This is a genomic window from Pedobacter sp. AC464 (assembly GCF_979253075.1).
Map to the genome: position 1 here is coordinate 2,168,844 of NZ_CEEDBV010000001.1, position 21,656 is coordinate 2,190,499.

Sequence of the window (21,656 nt, forward strand, 5' to 3'; positions counted from 1 at the left end):
ATTTCATTTTTTAAGTGTCCTGTATTTAAATAATATATCGTCTGCCATGCGTTTATCCGTATTGATAAAAGACGCAAAAGGGTTGACTGATTGCATCAGGCCCCTGAGCTTTGCCAGCTGAACTGAGCGCTTGACGCTGTAAACCAGCGCCCTGATTACCCGCAGTTCCAAATTGATTTTGTTCAGCAAGGCATCACGTTTTTCAAAATCCATTAAAATATTATCCCCTTCTTTCAGCACGAAACCATACACTTCATTGAGCAGATTTATGCTCCTTGTTTTCAGCTGGGCTAGCAGTTCCTCGGAAAAAACCAGCAGTAAAGCGTCATCCGAAGCCATCTTTAGCAACCCTTCACTTTCATTTAAAACTTCAGCGCTCAAAAGAATGGTTTGCCGCAGGTGAAGCCCGTTTCTCATCACCCCATTCACCTGGGAAAGTGAGCGATGGACGACCACTCCCGCCAGACTTACAGCAGAAAGGTTAATGGTTATCTTATTCAGACTTTTATTTATCGCCTCCAGAGTAAGCCCATGAGTAGTCTCGGCCGCCAGACGCACGGCGCCGTTCTGGTTTACGATGTCAAAATGCTCCTTGTCAAAAACCAGCCGCTGGGCACCGGCAGTAGATGCACACAATAAAGCCGCTAAAAAAATCAGGAGGCTGTTCATGGCTTAATTTTTAGTTGTTTGATTAAATTTTCGATAATTCTCCGGTCTTCATTTACAAACCCACCAAAAGGACCCGCATCCCTACGCGCATTGCCCATGGAGGCATGTACCAGGGTAGACTCGAGTCCCCCTGCCGAACCGGAAATGGCTCTGAGCTGGCTGAGTACCTCACCAAAGAACAGTTTTCGCTCGGATGGCTTCATTCTGGCGAGCACCCCAACATCAAGACCAAGCGCATACAGGTAATTGAGCAGCCTGTGCGCCTTGTCTAACAAATCTGACTGGGCATCCAGCGCAAGTACCAGCAGCGCAGGTTTTGCCATGCAAAGGCTGATAATGGATTGCTGTTGTCTGGCGATTTCTTTTATAAGCGGCTGGGCTTCCAGGCTGATTTGACTCAGGTCAATGGCTACAGTCAAGGTATGGAACCTGGACTGAATCTTTCTGAAGCTGTCTTTAAAGTCAGCGGTCTGGTTTCGGTTAATCAGTTCTGTAGCGGAGGCCAATCCCTGATTATCTCTTGCGGAAAGCTGCCTGGAATATTCAGACTTGCTCTCGGCGACGAGCTGGTGAAGCAGCTCAACATTTAGCTGCGCAAATCCGTTGGTGAAGGAAACCAAAAGTAGCGTGAGTAGTGAAAGGATTTTCATTTTTTCAGGGTTTTGAGTCTGGATAAAATATCATCTGCAATGCGTCTATCAGAGTTGATAAAGCTCGCATAGGGATTCAGCGCGTTTAGCAACCCGATTTGTCTTGCCCGGTACATCGATCGGTACATCCCGTAACTCACTCCCCGCAGAATCATCAGCTGGGTGGCAATACGGTTAAGGAGTTTTGATCGCTCGCCGGAATCCATCAGATTATCCCAGCCTCCTTTTAGTACAAATGCACTTACCTCTGCAGAAAGGCTGATGGCCCGCGTGCGGAATTCATTGGCACCCGCCTGGGCAAAGAGTAAAAAGGCCGGGTTATCACCAGCTATGGAAATTGATTTATTTACGTCTGAAAAGATATCGCCTGAAATTTCTGCAATATCCTTCACCGCGAGCAGAGATTTCATTACCCCTGAAACCTCAGAAAGGCCGCGATATAGACTGCGCTGAACCTCATTGATCATCGTTAGCTGACCGGTTACTGCAAGCTGGCCCCGTTGAATCAGCGTGAGGTGGTCATTGGTTTTATCAAGTTGCCGGTCAATGACCCCTGAATGCAGCGCCATTGCACCGGCAGTCGCCGGATCAAAATAAATCTGGGCAAGGCCTTGCAGGCCGCACATGGCCAGCAAAAGGCAAAAGAGAATTTGTTTCATGATTTTGTTTTTTAGTTAACTTAAAGGTTGGGCATTAAGCTGGCTCACAAACTGCTCGAGCTTTAACCCGCTTAGCGAGAAATCATCAATGAAAGCTTCCAGCGCTTCTTCAAAACCGCCGTATCGTTTAAGATAGGTTTCGACGGCTGTCTTTTCAGGCTTCTCGGTCGTATAGCAGAGGTATTGAAACAGGGATACTTCTACCCCATACACTTCCCCGGTTGCACCCCTTTTGATGTAAACTTCTTTAAACCTTGCCCTGTTGTGCTGGTTATTCAGGGCATTGATTGTAAAGATTTTTTTCTGTTCAGTTTCATTCAAAGAGAGCAGTCGTGAAATCTCATCGTAATTATCCATGAACTTGCGCTGGTCGAGCAGACATATTGTATCTGAGTTACTCAGTATGCTGTCTTTAACCACTTCGTTGCCCAGAATATCGCCTAGTTCCTGGGTGACCACGATGGGCTCGCCCCAAAACTTACGCATGGTCTTGTAGAGATAAGTGATATAGCCGGCCATCATCGGAGAAGCGATCGCTTTCCAGGCTTCTTCTAATACAAGCGCTTTTCGGCTCAGCGTCCGGTGCCTCATCTTCTGAAGCACGACGTCCATAATTATCAGCGTGACGATAGGAAAAAGCACTTTGTTTTGTAGGGCTAAGCGCCGGGCGCCTTTAGATATTGCTATCATAGGTTTCCCAGCACTCGCCTCCGAACCGTACGTACACCTCTCAGCGTATACGGCTCTCCACTAATATCCGCAGTCTATTTACCGTGAATGATCTTCATGTGACAAGTTTGGCATACAGCCATCGTTTTCCTTTTCCGTGCTACCATGTGGATTTCCCAGGGGTCTTTTCCCTTTGCGATGTCTTTCAGTTTCCTGACCTGGTGCATTTCAAGTTCACTCGTCTCCCCGCATAATTCGCAATTACAAGCTTTGAGCCTACCAATCAGGCTTGTGCGCATTTTTGCGTAATAATAGTTGGGAAGCTTGTCAAAGAAGGCATCTTTGGCTTCAGTTTTTCGCTTAAACCCGTCATTGTAGAATGTACGAAAACGTTGTTGCCGCTTCGTATTTATGTAACTTACGGTGAACACGCCGTCTTTCTTGTACTTTCTACAGATGTTGGGTACAGTCGTTCGGTACTTACCTGCAAAGGTTTTGTACATACTGTACTCCATGATGTACTTGAAGTTATTGACTGTTGCTGCGTTAAGTGCAATTGAATAGTAGTTATAGAACCCAATCAATTCTGCATTGTATTTGCTAAGGATTTCCAAGTCATCGTTGAATATCAATCCTTTCCGATGTTTTGGTTTCCATTGCTCTTTCCCGTTGTGTAGTTTTATTTCTAACACTTCGTAATCAAGCAACTTTTGTTTAATCGCATCAGGCGGTATTTTGAGAACCACTTTTTTGTGGTATGCGCTCCTTAATTTACCTTCAACGTTCCTTTTTGGCAAGTTGGATTTGCGTATAGTAATATCAAATGAAAGGAATCTTCCAGGTTTTTCACTATGGGTAATCAACGTCTTTTCATCCGATAAAGTAAGTCGTAACTGTTCATTCAGGAAGTTTGAAATATCCTGTTTGATTTGCTTACAATCGTCCAAACTGCCAATTACTCCAATTAAAAAATGATCCGCGTACCTCACATATTTGAGTCTTCTGTAGTCGCTATCCATCTCGTCGCAACTTGGTATCAATGCTGTTTTTCCATCAATTTCCTTAATAGCTTTACCTATCAGTTTCCTGCCGGCAACATCATCTTCGGCTTTAAGCATTTGCGTAGCAATTCGCTTATCATATTCTAATTGATTGCGTTCCCTGTTCGGAGCACTCCCTTCCCCCAAATCGAAGCGGTTAATGTATTCTTTAACATATTTGTCCAACCTGTCAAGGTATATGTTAGCTAGTATTGGACTAACGATAACACCTTGTGGTGTTCCGCTGTACGTCTTTTCAAATACCCAATCTTCAATATATCCAGCATTCAGAAACTTTCTGATGAGCCTGATAAAACGTTCATCGGAGATACGTTTTTGCAGGATTCCTGTCAAAACATCGTGGTTGATGTTATCGAAGAAGCCTTTAATATCGCCCTTGATGAACCATTTGGCTCCGTTGAAAGATTTGGTGATTTGCATTAGCGCAGTGTGACAACTCCTTTGAGGTCTGAAACCATGAGAGGAATGCTCAAAGCTTCCTTCATAAATAGCTTCAAGTATCATCCTAATTACCTCCTGCACCAACTTATCATCGAATGTTGGTGTCCCTAACGGACGCTTTATACGGTTTTTCTTTGGTATATAATTCCCCCTTGAGGGACGGGGTTGAAAGCTTTCATTTCTGATAGCATCAATTAGCTTCTCAATGCGGGCAAGGCTCATCTCGCCGATAGTTTGACTATCAGTACCTTTCTTCATATTACCCGGTTTGGCATTAATATTTTGATATGCCACGTAATACATTTCCTCATTGAAAAGGATACGATAGAGCCTTTCAAACCTATAGTCCGAAAGTTTGCTATGCTCTGTTAGACTGTTTAATACTTTTTCTGGATTTCTCATAATGTCTCTCACATTTTCCTTTTATTGGTATTAAAAAATATTAGCTGCCTCCCTTCGCCATGTACAGGGCTTTCCCCTGCTCGGACTACTATGGAGGCTCCGTTACCATATCAAATATTCAAAAGCCTACGCTCTATAGCCATGCGAGTGGCATTTCGACTTAGGTAATCCACGTTTAGCTGCGTAATAACTATGGCACAACAGATTGTCGGATATGATGTCCACCCTTTAATGCATATTGCAATTGCGCTGTGATTTGTTCTTGCTCTCCCTCCTCAAAGATTGGAAGGAAAGTATCACAGTATGACGAGTTTAGTTATCTTACGGCACAGATACTGCGAGGAGCCGCTCAGGTTATCATTCAATCAGTATGGATTTTATCCTCATATCTGTTATTTCATCCTGCTATTCAGTCGCAACCTGATAACTGGTTGACTTATAGTTTTTAGCCGGCATGCTACACTTCCCGATATTTGGTTTCCCTCACGGATAAGCCGGCGGATGATAGGCCGTTTGAACACTGACCTAATACTCTGCCAAGAGTACATTTATTATGCAGCCATTACGTGCGCACCTTTTATCGAATCGATTTCGTAAACGATGAAGCGTTCTGCGAATACCCCGCTACCGGACTCCTCGTTTAGCAGCCGCCCATATTCACCCCCTGTACAAAATTTACGCAGTACATAGCGGTATTCATCCAGGTCAAAACTAACCTTGTCCTGTTGCTTGATTTCCCCAATCTTCTCAATGGAATAATGGTAAAAAGTATTGAAGTTAAGATGTGTACCTGCCGGCAGTTTGGCTGAAAAATAGTCTGCGTAAAATGCGGAGATTACGTTTGAGAAAATACTGTCTTCTACCTGGCTGACCTGGCCTTGCGCACCTTTTAAAAGCAGCGCCAAAAGTGTTTTCAGAAAGTCCTTTTTTTCCAGGTTATATTCTGCCGGGCTCAAGAAGAACGGATTCATGGTAATGGGATGCTCCTCCGTGTAGGTGTAATACTTACCACCGAAATAACTGCATAACCCGGAATAGGAATGCCCGACATCAATAATGACGATATCAAAATTATAGGCCATGTATTGTTCAAGCAACGCATTCATAAAAAAAGACTTGCCGGAACCGCTGCCACCGAGCACGAATTTAGACCGGTTGTTTATCCGCCCGGTTCTCATTGGCAAATCCGCAGGGTCGATGCCTACTGGTAAGCCCTGCCGGTCGGTGAATCGGATCAGAAAGTCGGAGGCTTCATCACGCGGCAGCCGTTCCTTGAAAAACAGGCTCGTTGCCGCCTCTGCGGATGTTAAAAAGCGGTCATAGTCTTGAAGTGCTACCGCATTTCCGGGGAATGCCGAACGAAAGAGTTCCATCTGGTTATAGGCATTTGCAGACGGGATGATGCCGATACTGAATAAACTGGCAGATATGAAGTTGCAGGCCTTATCAATTTTTTCGGGAGTCGCTGAAATAAGCAGATTAAAGTGCGCCTTAACCAACATCCGGTTTTCAGCGGCTACCTCAGTGAGTAAATCATCGATATCTTTGACGCAAATCTGGTTCGCCGGATCAGGCACACCGGCATGGCACTTTCGTTTTAGCTCGAGTTTACTGAGCGTCATCCGCTGTGAAGGAATTTCGATGACCTGGTTGTAGATTATGGTTTTAAAATCCGTAACACGAAATAAAAACGACAGGTGGTCGTTCGGGAAATTCTGCAGGCTACCTTCATCGCTTCTGAGTTGGTAAGCCGAAATGGATTCAGGCAAGTCTATCCGGTCAGTATCTACCAAGCTTATCGAACGCAGTGCAAGAGGGCCGATGGCAAGCTGCTGTTCCCCTGCTTTGATGTTATTTATGGATGGGAAAGCAGCGCTGAAGTCCATGACTGAAAGCTTCGAAACATAAGTTCTGATCGCCGCCTCATCCAGAATTTTCGGGGATAGCTGCGCACCCTCAAGCAAATCTGTGATTTTAGTGCAGTTCAGCAAAAACTGGGAAAAAGCAGCCCTGTCAAAGGTATAAAATGCGCCCTTTTTCACCTGCCTTGTCAGAACCAGATAAGTAGATAAAGCGGTGTAGCTGCGACCGGCGAAATGCGCATTGTACTTGGTTTGCATGAAAGAGTTTCCTTTTGATGCAGCATAAAAATTTCGGAAAAAGACATCCTGCTTTTGAACAATGTAACCTTCTCCCAGTAATTTTACGACATTACAGAGCAGCGACTGAAAGCGCTCGTATCCCGAAGCATCTGCCGAATATTGCAGAACCGGGTTTTCAATGGCGATGATAACTGAATAACTGCCTGTATTGCCATATAAAATTGCGGTTTTTCCCTCAATTCCAATGCCGGCATAAGGACTTTCAAAGGAGTTTTTTTTCATATAATTTAAGTTTTAGGGGGTGAATAAAAATGCCTTGGTGACGCTTCTTGTTGTGCAGACCATGCTTTTGCTTGATTACGGTATAGCTGACGCCGGAAACCGCGAGTACAATCCCTGAAAAAAGACCGCTAAAGGCACCGGCCAGAGCCGTGAGCAGGCCGCCGGCAATCAGTCCGGAAAGCAACGAAAAGATGGCCCAGATGATAAATTTGCCTTTAAACCCTTTATAGACCAGAGGTTTGCCAAGGCCTTTGTAAAATGGATAACGCCTCATCACTATATGCCGAAAAAGGCTTTTATAACGACCGATACCAGCACTAAAAAAATACAGGAGCCTCCCCATCCCATTACTTCTTTATTGATATCCCGGTCTCCGGAATTCCATTGGATGTACACCCTGATACCACCTACAATACCCACTACTGCTCCGATGGCCAGGGTGAGTGTGGAAACCGGGTCGACATAACTGGTCAGCGAGGAGGTTGCAGCATTAATGCCTGTTGTTCCGCCGGTTGCCTGCGCGGCAGCCCTAAGGGTACCAAAAAGCCAGTTCAGGGCCAGTACGCCCATTAAAATTTTTGTTTTTTTCATGTTCTGATTAATTAATGGTGAATGGAATTAGAGGGAAAAAAGTGCTTTAAGAAATACGCCGCTCAGCAACAGAAACAGGCAGGAGAAAAACCAGCCTATAACCTGGCGGTCAATGTGGTGTTCGCCACTCTGCCAGTTGGCGTAAACCCTCAGACCTCCAAGAATTCCGCATATGGCGCCAAGCGCCATTGCCAGATCGGAAAACGAAAAGTACCAGCGCCTGACTTCTCCTGAGGCGGAATAAAATTCAGCAATCCCAGGCTGAGCGGCAAGGCGAAGCGTGTAACCGAAAATAATGAGCAAAAAAGGAATAGCAGTCTTCATGGCGTTGGTGATTTAGTAGGGTATCTTTTTCTTATACTCAATTAATTCCTGCCGGGCCAATTCCTGAATCTCGTGCAGGTTTACAGCCGCATTGCTTCCAGTTTGTCCTGAACTCAGGTATTCCGATGAGCTGTCGGTTGACACAGAACTTTCAGCCGCGAATCCATCAACCACTTCATCGCTGACGAGTATTGGTTCTTCAGCAGCGTAAAATAGCACCGCATCATGGTCCTCTGATCCTGATGACTTCATTGGAGATTTCAAATGGTCGAATGTCAGATTCAGCCCGTAATAAAGCGCATAGGCCGCGCCAAGCCATGTCAAAAAATGTGTCCAGCTCATTGGTCTTCGGTTTAAAAGTGTGAAAAAGAAGAAGTTTATTTCAGCTCCTAGCCTCCACCGGGAAACAGGTAAAGACCGTATAGTAAATCCAAAACAGGCTCTATTGTAGAGCGGAGGCTTTCAGGCAGATACAGTGTGGTGAGGCGCTGGAAATCGATACGTTCAGGGACGCCCGGGCAGACCGGTCCTATAGCCCTAAGCACAGCGTCTGCTTCAGCCCTGAGCTCGTAGCGCACTCCTGCTTTAAGCCTGTTGGGCAAAAAAACAATTTTAGCTGATGGATTGATTTTAGATGCGACAATGGAAAAAAGCAGGGTGGCGTCCATGGTAAATTCATCGTAACTAAATGGGCAAAGGATTACATCGGCCGACTTTAGAACAGGGACAAAGTACTCATCGTCCACTTTTGCCGGAAGATCAATAAGCAAAAGCGCGCTAGCTGATTTTCCAAGGCTCGAAAGCAATGCCGGAAAATAGTCTGCCCGGCATTCCGTGACTTCATAAAGTGGCTGATTTTCCAATATCCGGTCTTTCGAGGCTAGAACTGAAATGGCTTTCCTTTCGTCCATATCGATGACCTGGACATTCTTGTTTTTCAGGGAAGACAGGTACCAGGCCAGAAGCATGGTTAGTGTTGTTTTCCCTGTCCCGCCCTTGCTGTTTCCGATAAGTATTATCATAATTGTGCATTCAAGTGTTTCCGTTTCTTTTTTTATGGTACAGGCTGGCATCATCAGCATCATCTGATATTGAAAAATTGAAACCTGAGAGGATATGTTTTATTGTCTTGCCTGCAGCGCCGGATGAGGAATGATCTGATAAGGGCAGTGCCGGACGCCTGTTTTGTGTGCCAATAAATATATCGGGTGATAAGAGCACCCGGCTTTCCAGGATTTCCTTGTGCGCATGGTCAACAATAAAATAGTCGCTGAGTAAACCATTTCTATCGCTTTGATATACCGTTTCGAGTCCAAAGCTGCACGCCAGGAAGGCAGACAACTCAGACTGGTAGCCGCTCAACATACCTTTTCGTGCGCCGCAAAGATTCCTGAAAACAGGTTCCGCTTTTGTGTTCTGGAGTCTAATTGCGATAGCGATACATCTTTTGACGCGTTCAGTATGCAGAGGTTTGGAATTATTGCTTTCAATGAGCGTATCGAGCGCTTCAAAGGCTATGCTTTGCACTTTCCTTCTATATTTATAGATGTTAAAGCCCAAATCATCTTCAGCAAGGTAATAGCCTTTGCCTTGCATCAAGATTTTAAATGCCTGGTGGCTTTGAAAATTATAAGACAAAACTTCAGCGCAGTCTTTTGCTACCGTATCTGCTGTTGTAGTGCCCATAATCCGGGTGATGGCTTCAATACTTTTTAAGCGGTCAAAAGAATTCGATATGACCGTGCCATTTTTCCGGACCCTGCAGGATACGATATGCACATGATTATTACGGGTATCATTGTGAAAAAAAATCAGGTAAGGCTGAGTCAAATAATCCATTTCCAGCAGCCACTGCCCGGCAATTACCTTAAGTTCGTTCGGGGAGGCAGCTTTTCCGGGTGAAGAAATAACGGCGTGAAGCTGCGCATTTTGAATTCTGTGATTCAGTGAAGACAACCATAAAAAATAATTGGTATAATCCTCCGGTTTTCGAAGCGCAAGGGCTTCAAGGGCGCCGAAATTGGCAGTTTCCAGCAAAAGGGCATCACCATCATGTACTTTGTCGAAGTTATAGAGCACTGCTGAAAAATCATTCGATTTAGGTAGAAAACGGGCAAACATATTTTCAGGTTTTCATCTTTGATAAAAGAAGCCGGATGGCTTGCTCGAGGCTTTTCTGAACGTTGAGATAGTCTTTAACTATGGCTTCAAAGTTTTCTTCAATCTTTTCATCAATAACAGCAGTGCCGGCGCGATTGGAAAAGTATTGGTATATCAGCGCATTAGCACCAGATAATTTCTTACCTATATCATCGAAGAACACGAGCAGTTCCCTTGCATTGATGATGGTGGATTTAGCCTTGTCCAGGAGTACCTTTCGGACCAGTTGCTGCTTGGTGATACCCAGCACCTTTTCGTGTTCGCTAAGCAGGGCATATTCCTCATCATTAAAATACATTCTGATGCAGTGGCTGTTGATTTTTTTATCCATGGTTTCCCTGTTTAACTCCGTTAATATTATCTTACCACTCAACGTTTGCCACTGATAGGCTTATAAAGTTGCGAAGTAAGTATCTCTGACCGCTCTTTCCAGGGCCGCGGGTGCTCCGACATATATTTCTCATTATAATCCTTGTAATCCAGATAAGCAGTAGCCTGGTCCCTCGCGTAAGGGATTGCACTGATGAGTTCCGCGCTGGCCTTTTTTCCCGAAACATCGTTGTCAAAGAAAACGTCAACTGCAGCATAATGTGCAGCGATGGGTAAAACCTCTTTCAGGTTCACCACAGAATTGAGCACGATAACGGTGTCAGCATACGAGGGATTAGTCTTTCGCCAGCTCAGAAAGTCCATAAATCCCTCAAAAAGACTCAGTTTGGAAGAGGCTCCTTCAATAAGGCTAATCCCTTTCTTTCCAAGACAGCCTTTGAAAGAAGCGCTCCGAATTTCCCAGCCGCCCTTTTCATTTGGCCACCCTGCAGCACAGAAAGTTTTCTGCTTACCCTCCTTGAGGGTTACCTCGTATCGAACTTCTTTCAGATAATCTCTGGCTATGTCCTTGATTCCCCTGAAGTCAAGATACTCCATTAGCGACTTGTTTCCTCCCAGCTCAGTTATTGAAGTAATCTTGTGCCAGGAATCTTTTACCGGGCTAACCTCAGGGGGAAGCGGCTTCAGACTGCCTGATAAGATGGAGACATCTGCTAATCTGCCTGCTATTTTGTGGAGCACTTCCTGAAAACTGAGCTCCGGCCACATGGCCATTGCAAGGTCAAAAAGATTTCCGCCTTTGCCAAGGCCATGATCAAACCAGAGACCCATTTTTTCATTTACGCAGAACGAGGGCGTGAAATCGCCCTCACGAATCATTGAATGATAAAATGTTTCACCGGCAGACCTTTTCGCCGGAGTAAAGCCGAGGTCGGTTAAAAACTGGGTTATTGAAACCTGCGCTCTTAACTGGGCAATATCGTAATATTTCTTTTCCATAAAATTTATTATTTGACCGAGAACAGGGTTAAAAAAAGTAGCCCATTTTTCAAAGCATGACCAGTTCTTATGCGTTTCGGAATACTCAGGGTGGTATCTATCAACTGGACCTTCAAAGGCCTGCCATCCCATCCTGTTGAAGTTATTTAAACTTTACGATCGTTTTTTGCTTTCACCCCATACAGCATCATTCATAGATGTAAAAAAACAGCCGATTTGCGCGCTGTCGCTGCTACCGCTTTCCATGAGGGATGAATAGCGCTTAAACTGAAGAAAAATGTCTGGTCTAAATGCCATGTTTTGCAGACCTTATGAAACTCTAGCCTGAGTATGGCCCAATAAGAAATCTGTTCTGTAAAAGTAAAATAGATAAGACCAAATTCGCCTATAGCTTAGCAGCAATATATTTAGCCTTTAATTCCCGTGCCTAAGAAATCGCTTTAAATGTCTCGGAGTAAAAGATCTGTCTGAACGCCGGGTATATCAATTTATCATATTTAGGTTTGCAAAAAGCCGATTCGGAAATCCCGTATCAGGCTGCTGCACAGGCAACAATCGTTGAAGTTACCAAGTCAGATATGCAAAAAGTGGTAGTGGATAGGTAACGAGTTGGATCTGGGTATTTAAAGGCCAGGGATTGACGGCTTTTTTTTAAAATTAACCTTTATACTGTTTCCAGCTTTTCTTCAATGCCGCATACTTTTCAGTTGCTTCTGCTTGTTTCCAAAAACCATGAAAGATTTTGGCCGCTTCTGCCTTTTCCTCTTCACCGGTACCAAATTCAAGTTGTGCATAATCTTTAGCGGGGTCATATTTTCGGCCGCCCCTGTAGTTCGCATACCGCCGGGCCCGGGTGTAACCCATCTGGAGGTATTTCCGCGCCATGTCCGCGCCGACAAATTCATCCTTATCCAGATAAGATAAAAATTGCGCAAAGATTTTCTGAGCACTTTCCAGCGCAATAGCTCTAGTTTTGAAACGCCAGTTTACGCCAATCTCACTTTTATAAGGCTCACAAATCAGTACCCCCTGTTCACCCTTCCCTACCCGGTAATGCTCAGGGTGAGCGCGGTAATCCACACCCGGTTTCCAGAAGTAGGATGATTTATCGAAACTCAAATAGCTGGGGCGCTTGTTCAATTTTTATAGAATTTAAGAATCATATATACAGGTCGGTTTATTATCTAACCATTTCTACAGCCATAATGTTTCTTACTGTCTATTTCTGATAACCGATACTAAAGCGGATGCGTGTTCTGATTGAATGTTTATATCGAGCGAGCATAAATGAAAACGAACAGTAAAATTTAAAAAAAAACGCTACGGCTTTGTCTCTGGCGCTGGCGAGGGAAACTTGACGACTAGCAGCATTTACGCGATAAGCAGCAATAAACTAAGTATCACAGGCCGGCTTGCGGATCCTGAACGTACAAACCTATACTATCAGTGCTGATGCGAGGCCAACGTTAAACTGCGGGCTTGCAATCTTTTAATACTTTGATGTTATTTGTCTTGTCCTCCATATATCGATAAAACAAGTAGTAAAAATTTACCTTGTCTGCAACCACTTGAAAATCCCATAACTTTTTCAGTCCACGCCATCAGAGGTTGACTCCACTCAGACAAACTATTGCCATCGATCAGTGGTTTAGTTTATATGAAAAAGATAGTTTTTTTCGGGGACAGTCTGACTGCTGGTTACGGTTTAAGGGACCCGGAAAAGGAATCAATTCCTGCTTTAATCAGCCATAGGCTAAAACACTTAGGGATGGATTTTGAAGTGTCAAATGCGGGCATTAGTGGTGATACGACACGTACAGCAATTGACAGGCTCACAAGCATACTTGTCGGTGATATCGCTGTTTTTGTACTCGAACTTGGCGCGAACGATTTCTTGCGTGGCCATAGCGCAAGGGAAGTCGAGTCTAACTTACAAACAATTATTACTACTGTCAAAAAAGCCTATCCACAGTCAGCGATACTACTCTTAGGCCTGCAGCTGCCTTACTGGGCACATGTCGGCCATGGTTTGGGCTTTGGAGGTATTTTCCAAAACCTCGCTAAAGCCAATTCAATTGCACTTGTCCCGTCTTTTTTAAGTGGCGTGGCCGGAAACCGGGCGCTGAATATGCCAGATGGTGTACATCCGCTAGCCGCGGGCTACCAGCTCGCCACAGACAACATTTTGCCTGCCCTACTCAAAATCTTAAAATCGGAAAACCGCTAATATTTGTAAGTACGAAAGAGCTCAATGCCAAAAGAATCCTGGACTGCGATAATTAAAAACAAATCAGCTCCTCTGGTTAGCCAAATGGTCCTGAATATCGATAACTAAGTAAATAACCAGATTTTTGATGGATATCAATGGATGCGATTACCTTCAACAGGTTTTTAAAGAATTTCCACTGTCTTATGACCAGGCTTTATTCCATCAGTACTTTGGTTTTGATATGTCCTCCTCTTAGGCTTTCAAGCTTCAACGGATTTCCGTTTCACCTATTAACACTTATGAAATGCTGTTCTAATCCCCCTGAAGAAAAACGAGTTGGGCATTATTTTCATCAGTTGCCAATGACCGGCAAAAAAAATGCGAACGGGCTAAACGTTTTTTGTAAAAGAAAATACATATACCGGTAAAGAGAGATACTATCGCACACATGTTACTTAGTCTTTTATTTTGCATTACTTAAACAAAAAGCCAAAAATCAATGCACAAAAAAAGGGCCTTTCGGCCCCCTCGCACCTTTAGCAAAACACAGAAGAACCATGCATGTAAAAGGGTAATACGGAATTACTCACGTCAGTCTGTACAGACCGGGCCGTCGCCTGCCCCTGCGTTTTCGTTTTGATATGTCATCTCCACTTCGCAGGATTTTCCGCTCTTCGCGGAATAATGCTTCATTCCCAAATGTCAAAGATCCTTATCGAAATAGCTGAAAATCAGTTATTTCACTTTCATTGAATTAAAACTATCGATGAAGAGGCACGATAAGAATTTTTGGACTGAATTAAGCTACAATAAAAAACTGCTAACCTAGGACTAAACCGATTTTAGTAGTACCCTAATTAATTTTGGGTTTAACAAGCTGTATTTTAATCTCTTAGAACACCAATTAATGAGTTGTTAGTTTATGCCTAGTGAAAAACGGCAATAATGACCTCGGAGTTAAGGCACCGGTTTAACAATATGGTGTTTTGGCAAGATTTCAAGAAATTATCTTTACGGACTTCATGAATTATTCTCTTAAGGAAAAGTCAGGCGTAAAAGCAGAAGTCCATACCCAGACTGGGGAAACCAAAGTGAATTTGGGTTAAAAATAGATGACAGTTATAGCGGATGTCTCACTGTTGTTCGTAAAATCCATCAATCTTTCCTGATTGATCTGTCTTTGGATTGAGGATGGTGCTAGCCTTGCGCTCAGGCTAATATAATTCAAATCGAATTATAAATGTCGCGCTGAAATTCGGTCGTGACTGACTTGTTCCGGCTTCGAACAATTTGCTTATCTGTCTTCACTGGAATCCGTCAAGATAACTGTGCGCTATTAAGCGTCAAACCGACAAAATTTTCAATGTTTTAAATGATTGGCTTTTACCGTCATTCTGACCGCACGCAAACCTTTCTTCGTTAGTTCTATTTCAAACTCAACCTCGTCAAAAATAGCTAAGCACAGTTCTTCGCCATAAGAATGAAATCTTATATCCTGATCATTTTCATCAAGCAGCTGCCCGCTCCTGTCAGAAAAGTTCAGGTGAGTTACTGTTCCCTTTCGCCTCATTTTAAAACAATTATTCAAAAGCTAAAGGAACGCGGTTTGAATAAACGCCGTCTTATCATATGATAAGAAATTGATGCTAAAATTCGCTGAGAAATGAAGCGCTGTCACAAACTGTTGAAGTAAGCTATATCTTGATTCATGAACAGGACTTAATTCTTTTGCAGCAGAAAAGTCTATCGGGGAACAAAAACAAAGACTCCTGTCTTCGAACTAGTTTTTCTGGTTGCTACATCTTTCCCCGCGCCTTAAGCTGGCAGCAAAATGTATCCGCTTTTTCGGGACGAACTTGAAGGATGGAAGCTACCCGTAGGCATTAGCTTATTTTAAGTGAACTGTACCAAGACGCTAAGCCTGAGCCTTCACTTCACTAATCGAGATATAGATGAAGTGCTCTAATTTTCTCATGCTCTATGATAGCCACGTCCATTCCACTCGCAACTGCCATATCACCGGGAACCCCAAGTCTCCAGGCCACCACTTGAACATTGTGATTAGTTTGGCTGGGTTTTGACAACTCAAAAACAAATTCAGGCGCCCATCCTGATTGCAGCCGGGTGATAAGGTTATTGATAGCTTCAAATCCAACAATAGGGTTACGGGAATCATTTTCGAAGAACCTGATGTCCTGATGGTAGATCTGCTCCATGGCCTTAAGCCTTTCGGCCGAATCTCTATTATTCCAGATGATCAGTAAGCTGTCTTCTAAAAGTTGTCCAGGTTTTCCCATATGATGATTTATAGCTAATATACATTAATAATCAAGTGCTGCAAAATCGTTAGGCGATAGTCGACATTAATATTCTGCGGCTCGGTAACAATAGATTTATTCTCAAAAATTCTTCCGTTTGTGTTTCGAGCTCTTTTCATTGACGAAAATCTAGTGGCAAGGCGCAGGCACGCGTACATTAACAGGATGCATTTGTTCTATTGAAATCATGCTTTTTTCAAATTAAAAAATATTAAAACGTTGCATCCGGATACCAGGTTTGATGCAGGGCAAATGTAAAGTAGTTTTTGGGCAGAATATATCTGTTTCTGCACCCTCATCATCTTACGGAATATGCGTTTAAATAGCACCGGTGATTTTAGAAATATTCTCTTTGAAATGATTTCGAAACGACTTATATGATTACCTGATACATTGCATCATTTAAGCGAAGAAGCTGGCTTCAGAGGGAAACCTGGCTTTCAAGTAACTCAACTCTTAATGGCTTATGTATCAATAATGATAACTGTTGTATTGCTTTTCAAACCTGAAAGATACTAACTTGGGATTCTTAGTTTGATTTTAGGCGTTTAAAGCAGGTGCAATTGGTTGCATCTGCTTTTTTTATTGTTTTTCATCTCACTTTCTTGAGCTAATATGGTGCATACGGAAAAGTTTAATAAAACCTCGGTGAAGATATAGATGTTTCACTGCTATTTTATTTCTAAAACAATTGATAATCAATGATGTAGTTAAGATATGGAACACGGGGTTATTACGATACTGAACAGGGTATCTGGAAATGGGTTCATCAAATACGGTAACATGGTCATCAAATTTGAATTGCGGGAAACGGTTGGAAAACTCTACACCTATAATGCTGTGAGTTTTGAGATCAAACATGACTATCTCGAGACTAAGGCTGTTAAAGTTCGAAAAATCGCCTAAGACTGTTATTGGAATACCCTGGTTCAGCACAATATTATTGAATTAAGTATATTGCGATATGAATGACACGGAAAGAGTGAGGCTATACCTAACTGAGGAATTAAAAGATTCTACAAGGGCATTATTCAGCCTTAATCAAATATCAAAAGATTGTGGTCTGGCGCCGGATGACCTAAGGCTCGTTTTGAAACAGCTGGTTTCCAATAAAGTTATCACTGTTTTCGAGCAGGAAAGCCCTGATGGTGTATTTATAGAACTTCAGTTATGACATTACCTTCTCAATTGTACTTTAGAGATATTTCCTGAATATTTATACCACGAATATTATTTCCATAACTGTGATATGCTATATATCGGTAATCAAGCTGGAGTGATGAGCATATACTTATTGTAAAGGATAATAAACCAATACATCTAGAATCATGGAGGCTCATTAAGACCATTTGAGACTAGAGTCCTGAGGCTAAAATTGCTAACCGGAGCAAGAACCTTTAATTCAGTTTTAGTGTTGATTAGATAGTCGCTATCCAATATCAAAAATTTATGTCAACCAAGGTCATATTCTTAATGATGATGCTGTGTTTTTGCTCTATGGGGAGTTTAAGAGCACAGCGGCCTGAAAACGCCGGATGGCTTTTCTTGAGTAATAGTAAACAAATAAGCGATAAGTTCGACTTTATTTACGATATTCAGATTCGCTCAGCAGATCGGTTTGACTATGTAAATACCTTGCTTTTGAGGGGAGCTTTTAGCTACAATCTTTCAAAAAAGCATTCTGTTGCGCTAGGTTATGCGTATAAAGCAGACTGGAATTTTGAAAATGATGTTCCAACCTTCTCCCCGGAGCACCGGATATATGAACAATACCTCTTAAATTCAGCATGGGGCAATGCAGAAATTGACGCCAGGTTTCGGCTTGAGCAGCGTTTTATCCGCGAGGATAAGCTAGTGGATTTCTCTCAAAGGGCACGCCTGTTTTTAAGTCTGCAAGTACCACTGATTGCCGACACGAGTTTTAGCAAAGGATTTTATGCCAAAATTCAAAATGAAATCTTTATGAACGTGCAGCATAAGGAAAAGGTAAACAATAACATTTTCGACCAGAACCGCGTCAGCTCCGGATTAGGATTCCGTTTCAGTAAAAATCTGGATGTTGATTTTAGTTATATGTTTTGGTACCAAAAAGAGATGGAACGTAGTTCCAAAACCAATGTATTTCAACTCATGCTCTCGACCAAATTTTAAAAACTTATACCGGCACGATTTAAAAATTGGGCAGGATTTACTAAGCTTTATCACTTTCGCTTTCGGCTTTCCTCCCTTCCTCCAATAAATTGGTAGCAATTGGGTTGTTTAATAACAAATTTGCAAACTAGCTTAAATTAGCAACCATGTACCTTAAGGTTCGGTTTGTGTACAGATAGCGTTCGCCGCCGGCTTCCACATAATCCTTTTCGCCGCCAGCTTTGCCAACCCAATACGCGTTGACATTTGGCGGTATCGTAAATCCTACCTCCGGCAAGGCCCAAAGCACCTGAGCCGCACAGCTATGGGCGCCGTCTTCATTTCCGGTAATTAAACAGCCTCCGACCTTCCCGTATGGCATGTATTGCCCGTTAGTCTCATCACTTAGGCTTTTATCCCGAAAAATTGCGTCTAAACGCTCAATTACTTTTTGGGCGTTTGAAGCAAGATGTCCCATCCAAATGGGGGCAGCAATGATAAAAATCTGGCATTTTTTAATTTTCTCCAGAATCAATGGCCATTCATCGCCCCCACCTTCATCAGAAGAATTTCCGGTCTTTATATTATAATCATTTAAACGAATGATTTCGGTTTCTACGTTTTGTTCCTTGAAAATTTCCAAGGCCCGGTTCGCCAGCGCTCCGGTATTGAAAAATCTTGACTGCGTTTAAGCGTACAGTTAATGATTAGTGCTTTCATGACCTCTATTGTGTTGATAGTTTATCTCCTTTTACCTTTTTCCCTAATGGGTAGATCTTATTTCTCTTTTTTAAAATCGTGCCCCCAGTTCTTTAGCGAGTAATTCCAGTCGGTTTCATTTAAGTTACCATCTGGCCGCTGAGCCAAGTGTCTTTTTATATAACCTACAACCTTCTGCATGTGCTTGTAGTCTCCTGGGCTAAGCTGTTCTTTTTTCTTATGCTTTATATCTATGATTTTCTTTCCAGATTTGTGCCCGATAGATTCACCATCGCCACTATCCCATCCCACCGATTTCGACTCCTTTGTATCAAGCCAAAGTTCCAGTTCTGAGGGGCTCATGTTTACGTTTTGTTTGAAATCGGTATAAACCTGCTTCATCTGTTCTTCGTCCGTATGTTAATAAAATATGCGCCAATAGTGACAATAAGTACGATAAAGAAACACCAACGATTTTTAATGGTTTGGTATTCTCTGTTGCGGAGCTGTTTTATAAACACAACTAACGGATGCGACAGCCGACTGACAGATTTTAGGCATTTAGAGGACGTGTCAGACGGTGATGAATTATTGGAGTGTGTTTTGTTAAAAGTTCCCGGCTGCTGAACAAAATTTTTTCAAACTTTTTTTCCTTTCATGGTGTTGGCTTTAATAAACTCCATGAAAAAAAAGCTCCTGGTTGGCAGTATAGCACTGCTCTTTAGCCTGAATCTGGTGCATGCTCAAAAAGGCCTGCCTGCAAAAGTTCCCACAACCGTTAGCGTAAACACCTTTTATCCCGCCCATGAAGATTTTAATGAAAAACTAATTTCCCGGTTAAAAGTTCCTGAGGGTTTTGATGTTAGCGCGGTAGCGGAAGGACTTGGGAAGCCAAGGATGATGGCTGTAAATGACTCCGGTGGTCTTTATGTTACACGAAGAGACGTTGGTGATGTGCTCCTTTTACAGGATATGAATGGCGATGGCCGAATGGAAAGCCTTAAAACGGTGTGGTCGCAGTTTTTAGGTGTACATGGCATCACCATTCATGATGGCTTCCTGTATTTGTGCTCTTCCACCGATTTGAAAAGAGGCCGCATCAATGCAGACGGCAGTTTAAGCGATACCACCACATTGATTAAGGATTTACCTGAAGGAAGCCAGCACGATAACCGTGTCATTGCCTTTGGTCCTGATAATTTGCTTTACATAAGCGTAGGAAGCAGCTGTAATGACTGCGCCGAGACGAATGCCGAACATGCGACACTGTTGCAGGTTTCACCTGATTTCAAATCCCGTAAAATTTATGCCCGCGGCCTGCGTAACACTATCGGCTTCGACTGGCAACCAAGCACAAACGAAATCTGGGGCGTTGATAACGGTACAGACTGGCGAAGTGATGAATTTCCGCCCGAGGAACTTAACAGAATTATCCATGATAAGGATTACGGGTGGCCAAGGGTTTTTGCTAAACAGGTCGTTGATGAAACCCGGGAAGATCCTATCGGTACCACAAAAGCGGTATATGCTAAAAGTACAGAGCCCTCGGTAATGGAATTTCCTGCACATTCAGCACCGATTGACTTTAAATTCTTAACCGCAGCGAAAAACTTTCCAAAAGATTTTCAGGACGATGCCCTGGTATGCTGGCATGGCTCGTGGAACCGTAAAAACCCCGAGGGTTATAAAGTGCAACGTATTATTTTTGAGAACGGTAAGCCGACCGGTGTCGAAGATTTTTTCTCGGGTTTTTTGAGTACCGATGGCAAAACGCGATTTGGCAGGCCTGCAGGACTGGCGGTTTCTAATCTGGGAACTGTATATATTTCTGATGACGAGAGCGGGGTGATTTACTCGGTAAAAACAAAAAATATAAAATGATGAAAAGACTATTTATTGCTTTTTTTCTCCTTGGTACTATCACTAAGGTTTTGGCCCAAACACCAAGAATTACCTTCAAAACTCCGCTGCTCTATCCTGAAGGCGTTGCGTTTGATAAGGCGACCAAAACTTTTTACCTCAGTTCGGTAAAGACCGGGGCAATTGGAACTGTAGACCAATCTGGTAACTACAAAGAATTCTATAAAGATAAAGATTTGATTTCCAGCTTTGGAATGAAGGTAGATGCAAAGGCAAAACGGCTGTTGATTTGCCTGAGTGACCCAAATCCGAGCTATAGTGAATTCAGTTCAGCAGCAACCCTAAAAAAAATGGGGAGGCTAATCGCCGTAAGCCTTGTAACGAAAAAAAAGACAATGGACGTCAACCTTGCTGAACTTTATCCTGGCAATCACTTCATTAATGATTTGACTATGGACAATTCAGGAAACCTTTATATTACGGATTCTTATTCGCCGGTGATTTATAAGATTGACGCGAAGGGTAAAGCCAGTGTGTTTGCAGAAAGTGAATTATTTAAGTCCGGTGACATCGGTCTCAACGGTATTGCCTTTCATACTGCCGGTTACCTGATAACAGTCAATAACAGCAACGGGTCGATACTTAAGGTAGACCTCGCTGATCCAAAAAAAATCTCAAAAGTTGCAATCAAAAACCTCTTTCCCGGCGCAGACGGGCTACTTTTCGATCAAGGTGAACTCATTCTGGTCAGAATAAAGGCGTAAATAAAATATTCCGGATAGCCAGCACCGATGACTGGCAGACCGCGACCGTAAAAGCGGCAACCTCTGGTGAAGATCGTTTTGCACAGCCTTCTACTGCAATTGCGGACGCCAACCGGATTTGGGTACTTAACTCCAAGCTGAATGAATTGTCAAATCCGGCTATGGTTCCAAGCAAGGAATTTTCGCTACAGCTCGCTGTTTTCAGACCAGTGGATTAACTATGCTTTTAAAGAGATATAACCGAGGCCAGAATTGCGAAATGAGCCTTTACTTGCTTAAGCGGTTTACTTTCACAATATTGATATCGGGTATTCCTTATCCACTTCCGGACTCAGTA

The 21,656-nt window shown here is 43.0% G+C and carries 25 protein-coding genes; 6 read left to right on the forward strand and 19 right to left on the reverse strand.

Annotated features, from left to right (window positions below; translation table 11 throughout):
• Positions 1–3 precede the first annotated feature (3 nt).
• The 15 genes from AC0IWT_RS09465 to AC0IWT_RS09535 form a co-directional block, all read right to left on the reverse strand.
• A complete protein-coding gene (locus AC0IWT_RS09465; protein WP_471796969.1) occupies positions 4–669 on the reverse strand; it encodes a hypothetical protein in 666 nt (221 codons plus the stop codon).
• Positions 666–1,319 carry a hypothetical protein gene (locus AC0IWT_RS09470; RefSeq protein ID WP_471796970.1) on the reverse strand — a complete coding sequence of 218 codons (654 nt, stop codon included), beginning with the start codon at positions 1,317–1,319 and terminating at the stop codon, positions 666–668. Before AC0IWT_RS09470 ends, AC0IWT_RS09465 begins: the two co-directional genes overlap by 4 nt.
• The gene (locus tag AC0IWT_RS09475; protein WP_471796971.1) at positions 1,316–1,978 is read right to left on the reverse strand and encodes a hypothetical protein; all 663 of its coding nucleotides are present in this window, start codon (positions 1,976–1,978) and stop codon (positions 1,316–1,318) included. Before AC0IWT_RS09475 ends, AC0IWT_RS09470 begins: the two co-directional genes overlap by 4 nt.
• 15 nt (positions 1,979–1,993) lie before the next feature.
• Positions 1,994–2,668 carry a TraG/VirB4 family ATPase gene (locus tag AC0IWT_RS09480; RefSeq protein ID WP_471796972.1) on the reverse strand — a complete coding sequence of 225 codons (675 nt, stop codon included), beginning with the start codon at positions 2,666–2,668 and terminating at the stop codon, positions 1,994–1,996.
• A 74-nt stretch (positions 2,669–2,742) separates the two neighbouring features.
• Positions 2,743–4,551: a reverse transcriptase/maturase family protein gene (locus tag AC0IWT_RS09485; RefSeq protein ID WP_471796973.1), complete on the reverse strand. Its 1,809-nt coding sequence runs from the start codon at positions 4,549–4,551 to the stop codon at positions 2,743–2,745.
• Between the two features lie 551 nt (positions 4,552–5,102).
• Entirely contained in the window at positions 5,103–6,935 is a 1,833-nt protein-coding gene (locus tag AC0IWT_RS09490; RefSeq protein WP_471796974.1) for a TraG/VirB4 family ATPase, read from the reverse strand.
• The gene (locus AC0IWT_RS09495; protein ID WP_471796975.1) at positions 6,916–7,209 is read right to left on the reverse strand and encodes a hypothetical protein; all 294 of its coding nucleotides are present in this window, start codon (positions 7,207–7,209) and stop codon (positions 6,916–6,918) included. Before AC0IWT_RS09495 ends, AC0IWT_RS09490 begins: the two co-directional genes overlap by 20 nt.
• Before the next feature lie 2 nt (positions 7,210–7,211).
• Positions 7,212–7,526, reverse strand: a complete 315-nt coding sequence (locus tag AC0IWT_RS09500; protein ID WP_471796976.1) for a DUF4134 domain-containing protein — start codon at positions 7,524–7,526, stop codon at positions 7,212–7,214.
• Positions 7,527–7,553: 27 nt separating this feature from the next.
• Positions 7,554–7,850 carry a DUF4134 family protein gene (locus AC0IWT_RS09505; RefSeq protein ID WP_471796977.1) on the reverse strand — a complete coding sequence of 99 codons (297 nt, stop codon included), beginning with the start codon at positions 7,848–7,850 and terminating at the stop codon, positions 7,554–7,556.
• Between the two features lie 12 nt (positions 7,851–7,862).
• Complete coding sequence (locus AC0IWT_RS09510; protein ID WP_471796978.1) at positions 7,863–8,102, reverse strand: hypothetical protein; 240 nt, start codon at positions 8,100–8,102, stop codon at positions 7,863–7,865.
• A 137-nt stretch (positions 8,103–8,239) separates the two neighbouring features.
• Positions 8,240–8,926: a ParA family protein gene (locus tag AC0IWT_RS09515; protein ID WP_471796979.1), complete on the reverse strand. Its 687-nt coding sequence runs from the start codon at positions 8,924–8,926 to the stop codon at positions 8,240–8,242.
• Positions 8,883–9,971, reverse strand: a complete 1,089-nt coding sequence (locus AC0IWT_RS09520) for a relaxase/mobilization nuclease domain-containing protein (RefSeq protein WP_471796980.1) — start codon at positions 9,969–9,971, stop codon at positions 8,883–8,885. The genes AC0IWT_RS09515 and AC0IWT_RS09520 overlap by 44 nt, the downstream gene beginning before the upstream one ends.
• Positions 9,972–9,975: 4 nt before the next feature.
• On the reverse strand, positions 9,976–10,341 hold the full coding sequence (locus AC0IWT_RS09525; RefSeq protein ID WP_471796981.1) for a hypothetical protein: 366 nt from the start codon (positions 10,339–10,341) through the stop codon (positions 9,976–9,978).
• A gap of 38 nt (positions 10,342–10,379) precedes the next feature.
• Complete coding sequence (locus tag AC0IWT_RS09530; RefSeq protein WP_471796982.1) at positions 10,380–11,471, reverse strand: toprim domain-containing protein; 1,092 nt, start codon at positions 11,469–11,471, stop codon at positions 10,380–10,382.
• A gap of 525 nt (positions 11,472–11,996) precedes the next feature.
• Complete coding sequence (locus AC0IWT_RS09535; RefSeq protein ID WP_471796983.1) at positions 11,997–12,479, reverse strand: DUF4385 domain-containing protein; 483 nt, start codon at positions 12,477–12,479, stop codon at positions 11,997–11,999.
• Between the two features lie 517 nt (positions 12,480–12,996).
• On the opposite strand from AC0IWT_RS09535, the gene AC0IWT_RS09540 reads away from it, so the two are divergent.
• Positions 12,997–13,566: a GDSL-type esterase/lipase family protein gene (locus AC0IWT_RS09540; RefSeq protein WP_471796984.1), complete on the forward strand. Its 570-nt coding sequence runs from the start codon at positions 12,997–12,999 to the stop codon at positions 13,564–13,566.
• Between the two features lie 1,342 nt (positions 13,567–14,908).
• On the opposite strand, the gene AC0IWT_RS09545 is transcribed toward AC0IWT_RS09540, so the two are convergent.
• Positions 14,909–15,118 carry a hypothetical protein gene (locus AC0IWT_RS09545; protein WP_471796985.1) on the reverse strand — a complete coding sequence of 70 codons (210 nt, stop codon included), beginning with the start codon at positions 15,116–15,118 and terminating at the stop codon, positions 14,909–14,911.
• Positions 15,119–15,485: 367 nt separating this feature from the next.
• Entirely contained in the window at positions 15,486–15,845 is a 360-nt protein-coding gene (locus AC0IWT_RS09550) for a hypothetical protein (protein WP_471796986.1), read from the reverse strand.
• A gap of 738 nt (positions 15,846–16,583) precedes the next feature.
• On the opposite strand from AC0IWT_RS09550, the gene AC0IWT_RS09555 reads away from it, so the two are divergent.
• From AC0IWT_RS09555 to AC0IWT_RS09565, 3 genes are all read left to right on the forward strand, one after another.
• Positions 16,584–16,772: a hypothetical protein gene (locus AC0IWT_RS09555; protein ID WP_056871514.1), complete on the forward strand. Its 189-nt coding sequence runs from the start codon at positions 16,584–16,586 to the stop codon at positions 16,770–16,772.
• A gap of 58 nt (positions 16,773–16,830) precedes the next feature.
• The gene (locus tag AC0IWT_RS09560) at positions 16,831–17,040 is read left to right on the forward strand and encodes a hypothetical protein (RefSeq protein WP_471796987.1); all 210 of its coding nucleotides are present in this window, start codon (positions 16,831–16,833) and stop codon (positions 17,038–17,040) included.
• Positions 17,041–17,315: 275 nt separating this feature from the next.
• Complete coding sequence (locus AC0IWT_RS09565; RefSeq protein ID WP_471796988.1) at positions 17,316–18,017, forward strand: DUF2490 domain-containing protein; 702 nt, start codon at positions 17,316–17,318, stop codon at positions 18,015–18,017.
• Between the two features lie 127 nt (positions 18,018–18,144).
• Here the strand turns inward: AC0IWT_RS09565 and AC0IWT_RS09570 are convergent, their stop codons facing one another.
• Both AC0IWT_RS09570 and AC0IWT_RS09575 read right to left on the reverse strand, forming a co-directional pair.
• A complete protein-coding gene (locus AC0IWT_RS09570; protein WP_471797213.1) occupies positions 18,145–18,654 on the reverse strand; it encodes a flavodoxin family protein in 510 nt (169 codons plus the stop codon).
• Between the two features lie 119 nt (positions 18,655–18,773).
• On the reverse strand, positions 18,774–19,097 hold the full coding sequence (locus AC0IWT_RS09575; RefSeq protein ID WP_471796989.1) for a DUF3140 domain-containing protein: 324 nt from the start codon (positions 19,095–19,097) through the stop codon (positions 18,774–18,776).
• A gap of 279 nt (positions 19,098–19,376) precedes the next feature.
• Here AC0IWT_RS09575 and AC0IWT_RS09580 point away from each other — a divergent pair, with 279 nt between their 5' ends.
• Together AC0IWT_RS09580 and AC0IWT_RS09585 are read left to right on the forward strand one after the other, a co-directional pair.
• A complete protein-coding gene (locus AC0IWT_RS09580) occupies positions 19,377–20,576 on the forward strand; it encodes a PQQ-dependent sugar dehydrogenase (RefSeq protein WP_471796990.1) in 1,200 nt (399 codons plus the stop codon).
• Positions 20,573–21,319 (forward strand): gluconolaconase, encoded by a 747-nt coding sequence (locus AC0IWT_RS09585; protein WP_471796991.1) that lies wholly within the window; start codon positions 20,573–20,575, stop codon positions 21,317–21,319. The genes AC0IWT_RS09580 and AC0IWT_RS09585 overlap by 4 nt, the downstream gene beginning before the upstream one ends.
• Positions 21,320–21,656 lie beyond the last annotated feature (337 nt).

What these genes read in the sequence shown, in the direction of transcription:
- AC0IWT_RS09555 (WP_056871514.1), top strand. Translation starts at nt 16,584, where the DNA reads ATGGAACACGGGGTTATTACGATACTGAACAGGGTATCTGGAAATGGG.
- AC0IWT_RS09530 (WP_471796982.1), bottom strand. Translation starts at nt 11,471, where the DNA reads ATGGGATGGCAGGCCTTTGAAGGTCCAGTTGATAGATACCACCCTGAG.
- AC0IWT_RS09485 (WP_471796973.1), bottom strand. Translation starts at nt 4,551, where the DNA reads ATGAGAAATCCAGAAAAAGTATTAAACAGTCTAACAGAGCATAGCAAA.
- AC0IWT_RS09560 (WP_471796987.1), top strand. Translation starts at nt 16,831, where the DNA reads ATGAATGACACGGAAAGAGTGAGGCTATACCTAACTGAGGAATTAAAA.
- AC0IWT_RS09565 (WP_471796988.1), top strand. Translation starts at nt 17,316, where the DNA reads ATGTCAACCAAGGTCATATTCTTAATGATGATGCTGTGTTTTTGCTCT.
- AC0IWT_RS09515 (WP_471796979.1), bottom strand. Translation starts at nt 8,926, where the DNA reads ATGATGCCAGCCTGTACCATAAAAAAAGAAACGGAAACACTTGAATGC.
- AC0IWT_RS09550 (WP_471796986.1), bottom strand. Translation starts at nt 15,845, where the DNA reads ATGGGAAAACCTGGACAACTTTTAGAAGACAGCTTACTGATCATCTGG.
- AC0IWT_RS09580 (WP_471796990.1), top strand. Translation starts at nt 19,377, where the DNA reads ATGAAAAAAAAGCTCCTGGTTGGCAGTATAGCACTGCTCTTTAGCCTG.
- AC0IWT_RS09520 (WP_471796980.1), bottom strand. Translation starts at nt 9,971, where the DNA reads ATGTTTGCCCGTTTTCTACCTAAATCGAATGATTTTTCAGCAGTGCTC.
- AC0IWT_RS09490 (WP_471796974.1), bottom strand. Translation starts at nt 6,935, where the DNA reads ATGAAAAAAAACTCCTTTGAAAGTCCTTATGCCGGCATTGGAATTGAG.
- AC0IWT_RS09480 (WP_471796972.1), bottom strand. Translation starts at nt 2,668, where the DNA reads ATGATAGCAATATCTAAAGGCGCCCGGCGCTTAGCCCTACAAAACAAA.
- AC0IWT_RS09470 (WP_471796970.1), bottom strand. Translation starts at nt 1,319, where the DNA reads ATGAAAATCCTTTCACTACTCACGCTACTTTTGGTTTCCTTCACCAAC.
- AC0IWT_RS09545 (WP_471796985.1), bottom strand. Translation starts at nt 15,118, where the DNA reads ATGAGGCGAAAGGGAACAGTAACTCACCTGAACTTTTCTGACAGGAGC.
- AC0IWT_RS09495 (WP_471796975.1), bottom strand. Translation starts at nt 7,209, where the DNA reads ATGAGGCGTTATCCATTTTACAAAGGCCTTGGCAAACCTCTGGTCTAT.
- AC0IWT_RS09500 (WP_471796976.1), bottom strand. Translation starts at nt 7,526, where the DNA reads ATGAAAAAAACAAAAATTTTAATGGGCGTACTGGCCCTGAACTGGCTT.
- AC0IWT_RS09575 (WP_471796989.1), bottom strand. Translation starts at nt 19,097, where the DNA reads ATGAAGCAGGTTTATACCGATTTCAAACAAAACGTAAACATGAGCCCC.
- AC0IWT_RS09585 (WP_471796991.1), top strand. Translation starts at nt 20,573, where the DNA reads ATGATGAAAAGACTATTTATTGCTTTTTTTCTCCTTGGTACTATCACT.
- AC0IWT_RS09465 (WP_471796969.1), bottom strand. Translation starts at nt 669, where the DNA reads ATGAACAGCCTCCTGATTTTTTTAGCGGCTTTATTGTGTGCATCTACT.
- AC0IWT_RS09475 (WP_471796971.1), bottom strand. Translation starts at nt 1,978, where the DNA reads ATGAAACAAATTCTCTTTTGCCTTTTGCTGGCCATGTGCGGCCTGCAA.
- AC0IWT_RS09505 (WP_471796977.1), bottom strand. Translation starts at nt 7,850, where the DNA reads ATGAAGACTGCTATTCCTTTTTTGCTCATTATTTTCGGTTACACGCTT.
- AC0IWT_RS09525 (WP_471796981.1), bottom strand. Translation starts at nt 10,341, where the DNA reads ATGGATAAAAAAATCAACAGCCACTGCATCAGAATGTATTTTAATGAT.
- AC0IWT_RS09510 (WP_471796978.1), bottom strand. Translation starts at nt 8,102, where the DNA reads ATGAAGTCATCAGGATCAGAGGACCATGATGCGGTGCTATTTTACGCT.
- AC0IWT_RS09540 (WP_471796984.1), top strand. Translation starts at nt 12,997, where the DNA reads ATGAAAAAGATAGTTTTTTTCGGGGACAGTCTGACTGCTGGTTACGGT.